4 protein-coding genes are annotated in these 4,982 nt (G+C 64.3%); 3 read left to right on the forward strand and 1 reads right to left on the reverse strand.

Annotated features, from left to right (window positions below; genetic code table 11):
* Positions 1–157: 157 nt before the first annotated feature.
* The 3 genes from J1C56_RS32605 to J1C56_RS32615 are packed head-to-tail and all read left to right on the forward strand — an operon-like array spanning position 158 to position 3,648.
* A complete protein-coding gene (locus tag J1C56_RS32605; protein ID WP_214394047.1) occupies positions 158–1,756 on the forward strand; it encodes a Mu transposase C-terminal domain-containing protein in 1,599 nt (532 codons plus the stop codon).
* On the forward strand, positions 1,753–2,631 hold the full coding sequence (locus J1C56_RS32610) for a TniB family NTP-binding protein (protein ID WP_202351502.1): 879 nt from the start codon (positions 1,753–1,755) through the stop codon (positions 2,629–2,631). Before J1C56_RS32605 ends, J1C56_RS32610 begins: the two co-directional genes overlap by 4 nt.
* A 36-nt stretch (positions 2,632–2,667) precedes the next feature.
* The gene (locus J1C56_RS32615) at positions 2,668–3,648 is read left to right on the forward strand and encodes a TniQ family protein (protein WP_214394048.1); all 981 of its coding nucleotides are present in this window, start codon (positions 2,668–2,670) and stop codon (positions 3,646–3,648) included.
* On the opposite strand, the gene J1C56_RS32620 is transcribed toward J1C56_RS32615, so the two are convergent.
* On the reverse strand, positions 3,584–4,510 hold the full coding sequence (locus J1C56_RS32620) for a recombinase family protein (protein WP_214394049.1): 927 nt from the start codon (positions 4,508–4,510) through the stop codon (positions 3,584–3,586). The genes J1C56_RS32615 and J1C56_RS32620 overlap by 65 nt on opposite strands.
* Positions 4,511–4,982 lie beyond the last annotated feature (472 nt).

Below are 4,982 nucleotides of genomic sequence, written 5' to 3' on the forward strand. Positions count from 1 at the left end.
TTGTTAGCTGACCGTTTTCCGTGAGACTTGCGATCATTTGTTTTCAATGGGTTAGCCGATTCAGATTTGATGAGACCGAGTCGGATTTGTTGAGACGGAACTGTCATGCGATTCAGTTATGGTGAGACTACCTTGATGCACCATTCGCGTGAAGACCATGCGACGCGATCAGCTCGACGAACAGGAATGGCAGAATGTGCTTCGGCATGCGGACGTACTGCGGCGGTTGCCGCTGCGGCCCACCGCTGGCGAAGTCTCCGACGCCATGGCGGAACTGTCCATCAGCCGTGCGACCCTGTTCCGCTGGCTGAAGCGATACCGGACAGAGCAGCGCGCTGCCGCGCTTATTAGCCGGCAGTCGGGGCGGCGCAGCGGTATCGACGCCTTTGATCCGGCTCTGAAGACGATCGTCGATCGCAACATCACGACGTTCTACGCGACGCCGGAGAGGCCGACACTAACGCGGCTTTGGAAGCGGATCTCGTCCGATTGCCGGGCAGGACGGATGCCGCCGCCGTCAATCCGGCGGCTCAAGACCTATTTGGGTACGCTTGATGTCGAGGCGCTGACCCGGCGACGCGAGGGCAAGGCGCGGGCCGATGCGCAATTCCTGGCCCTGCCGGGCGAATTCTCCGCGCAGCATCCACTGCAGGTCGTCCAAATCGACCATACGAAGGTCGACGTGACGGTAGTCGATCCGATTGAACGACTACCCATCGGTCGACCGATCCTGACCATCGCGATCGATGTCTGCACGCGGATGGTGCTTGGTTTCTACCTTTCCCTGGAGGCGCCGTCGGTGACGTCGGTGGCGCTTTGCCTGACGCATGCGATCATCGACAAGACCCGCTGGTTGCAGGATCGCGGGATTTCCCTGGAATGGCCGGCAAGCGGCCTGCCGGGGTGCATCCATGTCGACAACGGCGCCGAATTTCACGCGCGAGCCTTCAAGCGTGGTTGCGATGACCATAACATCGTCGTCTCCTACCGGCCGCCGGGAACGCCTCGGTTTGGCGGGCACGTCGAGCGCTTGATCGGCACGATGATGGGAGCGGTGCATCTGCTGCCAGGCACACACTTCTCCAATGTGCTGGACCGTGGCGAATACGATCCCGAGGCGCGCGCCGTGATGACCATGCGCGAGCTCGAGACGTGGCTGGCGCTGGAAATCATCGCCTACCATTCCGACCTGCACCGTGGCATTGGCCGCCCACCCGTCGCCGCCTGGAACGAAGCCATATCCGTGCGTCCGCCGCGGCATGTGCACGATCCGCTGGCCTTCCTGATCGATTTCCTGCCCTTCGAGCCGCGTGTGCTGCGGCGAACTGGCATCCACCTCAACAACATCTGCTACTGGTCCGACGGTTTTGCGCCCTGGATCGGCCGATGCGACGAAATGGTGCTGGTCAAATATGACCCGCGGGATCTGCACCAGGTCTTCGTCAAGCTGGGCGGGAACTACCTGATGGCACCCACGCGCAATCCGGGACGCCCGGCCATCACGTTGTGGGAGCAGAAGGCGGCACTGCGCGTGCAGCGTGCGCGCGGCCGCCGGGAGACCGATGAGGAGACGATCTTCCAGACGATCGCGGCGCAGCGAACCCTGGTCGAACAGGCGACGAAGGAAACCACGCAAACCCGCAGGCTGCGTGCGCGACGTGCCCATCTGCAAGCAAGACCGGAGATCCTGGCAAGCGCGCCGGCGGACGAGCCGGTGATCACCTTGCCGCATTTCCCGGTGGAGGTATGGGAATGACGGCCTATCCGCACCTCGATCCCGCGGTTCAGGCCCATGCCGACCTGCCCGATCGCGAGCGTATCGAGCATATCCGGGTGGACCGGTGGATCGACTACCCACGGGCCCGTCAGGCGCTCGACAAGCTCGAGGAACTGCTCCTGTTTCCCAAGCGCGCCCGCATGCCCAATCTGCTGATCTTCGGCGCCTCGGGGATGGGCAAGACGATGATCATCGAGAAGTTCGTGCGCGCCCATCCGCCCAGCTTCGACGAGAGCAGCGGGATCGATCACCGGCCCGTCATCGTCGTGCAGATGGTCGCTTCTCCCCACGAGGGACGCTTCTATCATCGCCTGCTTTCGGTGATCGGGGCACCGCCGCCGACACGCGCCACGCTCGGGCAACTCGAAACACAGGCACTGCGACTGCTCCAGGAAATCGCGCCCCGCATGCTGATCATCGACGAGGTCCAGAACCTGATCGCCGGCACCTACCGCGAGCAGCGCCGGATGCTCAATCTGCTGCGCTTCCTCGGCAACGAGCTGCGGATTCCGCTGATCTGCCTCGGCTCGCACGAGGCGCGCGATGCGGTCCGGGGCGATGCCCACCTCAACAGCCGCTTCGAGCCCTACGGGCTGCCGCCCTGGCGTCACGACGCCGATTTCCAAGGGCTGATAGGCGGGCTTCTTTGGTCGTTGCCGCTGCGCCTTCCCTCGGAGCTGACAGACAGCGCGCTCAAGCGTCTCGTCGACGTCAATGGCGGCGTCACGTCATCGATCTTCCGGATGGTGATCGACCTTGCCACGGATGCGATCCTCACCGGAACTGAACGCATCACGCCGGCCGCGATCCTCGACCACCGTGTCGCCGCGCCGGCGACCGTCGCTGCGGCCTGAGCCGTGACAGGGGAGGGGAGGGTCCCTCTGCCGATCGTGCCGCCACCCTTTCAGGACGAGCGACTGAGTTCCTGGATGGAGCGGATCGCCGATGTCTATCGGGTTTCTCTCGACGGCCTGCAGGCCCATGTCGGGTGGGCACGACCCGCCCTGCAGCTCGAGAGCGAGCCCGTGCGGGCTGATATGGAGCGCATCGCAGCCGCGACGCGCAGTTCGGTCGAACGCCTGTTCGCCATGACCTTTCACGACGTGCCGCCGCGCTATCGCACCCTGCTTCGGCCGGCTTCCCGGGAGACTTGCCCTGTCTGCTCGCGCGGCATGCAAAGACCGCAACGGCTGAGAGCCTGGTCCTTCGCGTTTAGCTTCCGCTGCGATCGACACCGTCAGCCGCTATTCGGTTTCGAAACACGTGGGGCCTGCGCTCTGGGCGGTGATGAAGCGTCGGCCCAGCGGGGCGCGGAATTCCTCTATCGATGGGCAATGGGGAGGGATACCGCCGCAGTTCCCGTCGGCTCGGTTCTTTCGCTGCTGCTGTCGCCGTCGCGAAAAGCTTCGTCTCCGGCGCCGTGGGAGCTGGCGCGCCTGCCGCTTGCACATCAGCACGAGCCTTCCATTCTGTCGCGCCGCTGCCGGCGACCGGCCCTGAGGATCGTGGTGCCGGAATTCGCCCTTGCGGTGCCGATCTATGATCAGCGCCTGCCGTCGGGGGTCGCTGATCTGCCGAATGCGCCATGGGCGGAGCGATACGCGCTTGCAGTCGGCGTTGCCCGCGTCCTGAGGAATCCGGTCGACGCGATCCTCCGCACTCTCGAGGCTTCCGATGATTTCGGCCGAAAAAAGGTGAAAGCACTGCTCGACCGATGGCCGGCGGCGATCCGCGGCGCTGTCGACTGTGGCGCGCGCCGCACCAGAACGAGAGGGGAGGGCGGGAGAACGGCGCAAAATACCCATTTCAAGCCTCGGCTGGTTCGTGAACCGTCAAACCGAGACGCCTGGCGCGATCGAGCAGATGCTTGACCGACGAGGCCGCCCATTGCCAGCCGCCGCGCTGCGTCCGCTCGCGCATCGCCTCAAGCTGCGCCGCAATCGCCCGCAGACTGAGATCTGGGTCGGCGATGGCGATGCCGGCCACAAGCGTCATCAATCGGTCCTCAGGCTGCCGCCGCGGCGCGCGCTGCACGAGTTCCGGTTCCGCGAGGCCTTCGCGCACCAAGCGGTAGACCGAGCGGCGGAGGCGTTCTACCGTCCAGCTCTGCCCCTTGTGGTTCAGGACCCGGACGACGTCGTCCCAGCTGTGCTGCGGTCGCAGCCGTCGCACGATTGGCAGAAAGCTTTGCGCCGAGGCGATGAGGTCGGTGACATAAGCGCTGTCCCGAGCCGCCGCGACGGCGCGGATGCTTTCCGGCCGACGCTCGCGCAGACCCGGATTGCCGGGAAGCCGGCCGCGCGCCTTGGCGGCGGCGATGCCGGCCTTCGTGCGCTCGGCAATCAGCGCCCGTTCCAGCTGGGCGACCGCGCCAAGCACTTGCAGCGAGAACATGCCCTGTGGCGTCGAGGTGTCGATCGGGTCGCGCAGCGAACGGAAATGCGCGCCGCGCTTTGCGAGCGTCTCGATCACCTCAAGAAGATGGCTGACCGATCGGGCGAGCCGATCGAGCCTGACGACGACCAGAACGTCGCCGGCGCGGATCTCACGCATCAGTTTGGCCAGCACCGGCCGCGAGCGCGACGCACCCGATCCCTGTTCGTGGTGGATGATGGCGCAGCCGGCTTGCCTCAGTTCGTCGGCCTGTGCATCTGTCACCTGATCCTCCGTCGAGACCCGCGCATAGCCGATGAGGCGGCGCGGTCTGGAAGCAGGGGAGGGGGCCTTGGCCATGGCGGGCTTTCGCGGGGTGTTTCACGGCCGTTTGTACAATATCGACGGCTGTGATCAACCGGCCAGTTGCAGGCGTGTTTTATCGAGCCTCATAAACGGCCGCAGGGCGCCTTTGTGGGGTTTGGACGCCCCAGACCAAAAGCGACTCAAAAACGTGTCCTGGGCCGCTTATGGCCGAAAGAGCGCAAATTGAATGATTTTGCGCCGACGGAGCCTGAAGGTCCGCCTATGGAGGGCAAGGGATGGAGATTCGGCGGCCTACGATCCGCTTAGCGGAGCGGAATTCATGAGACTACGTGCATTTGAATCGGTTTTCGTGAGACTACGCGACATAACCCGGGGGCCGGCAACAATCGTCAGTAAGGTTGGAAAATCAAATGCTTAAAGAGAAGCGGGTTCGTCGCCATGCACGTAGTCTCACGAAAACCGATTCAGAAAGGCGGCGAATCTCACGATATCCGGTCAGCTGACA

The organism is Aminobacter anthyllidis (genome assembly GCF_018555685.1).
GTDB lineage: Bacteria > Pseudomonadota > Alphaproteobacteria > Rhizobiales > Rhizobiaceae > Aminobacter > Aminobacter anthyllidis.

Excerpts from the sequence above, each read along its gene's own strand:
- J1C56_RS32605 (WP_214394047.1), top strand. The coding sequence starts at position 158 with ATGCGACGCGATCAGCTCGACGAACAGGAATGGCAGAATGTGCTTCGG.
- J1C56_RS32610 (WP_202351502.1), top strand. The coding sequence starts at position 1,753 with ATGACGGCCTATCCGCACCTCGATCCCGCGGTTCAGGCCCATGCCGAC.
- J1C56_RS32620 (WP_214394049.1), bottom strand. The coding sequence starts at position 4,510 with ATGGCCAAGGCCCCCTCCCCTGCTTCCAGACCGCGCCGCCTCATCGGC.